The organism is Thiolapillus sp., from assembly GCF_048562965.1.
Lineage (GTDB): Bacteria > Pseudomonadota > Gammaproteobacteria > Chromatiales > Chromatiaceae > Thiolapillus > Thiolapillus brandeum_A.
Genome location: NZ_JBHNMF010001709.1, coordinates 1 through 503 on the forward strand (window position 1 = coordinate 1; position 503 = coordinate 503).

The window sequence follows — 503 nt, forward strand, 5'->3', positions numbered from 1 at the left end:
GGCAGTGGTGGAACCGTAAATGCAGAAAATTCGAACCGCCCAATTGGCGAGGAAGTGAGCAGGATGCAGCAATCAGCGTATAGAACAAGCTCTAACGGGCAGTATGAACAAAATAGCAACCGCTGCCAGCCATGGAGAGCGAAGCGAAGGCTGGTAGACCCCAGTAGCCGCGAGGCCGCACTGTTTTCCCGGCGTGCCTTGCGCCAGAGGGAAAACAAAGTAGGCCTCCGAACGTGGCGTCCAGTCATTGGGAGCCAAGTACGGAGCAGCAACGAGCTTGCGAAGTTGTTGCGCAGTGCTTGGTGACCAGGACGGCTGGGGCACAAATAGGTTGTCAAAGGCCGAGTCGATTTTGGGGACTGGGATGTCCCAAAATCTATCACGAGGCCGAAGACACGCTTGTTTATTTCACCCGAAAATATACGGTGGAACAATGTTGCTTACTCTAAACTCTAGTTAGTTCCCGTCTATAAATGCCAAGTCATTGAAATTCAATTGAAAAA

At 51.3% G+C, this 503-nt stretch carries 1 protein-coding gene; it reads right to left on the reverse strand.

The genetic code is table 11. The annotated features are described in order from the left end of the window. On the reverse strand, positions 1-383 hold a 383-nt coding region (locus ACOCD2_RS26340), incomplete at its 3' end, for a hypothetical protein (RefSeq protein ID WP_419596470.1). Positions 384-503: the final 120 nt, after the last annotated feature.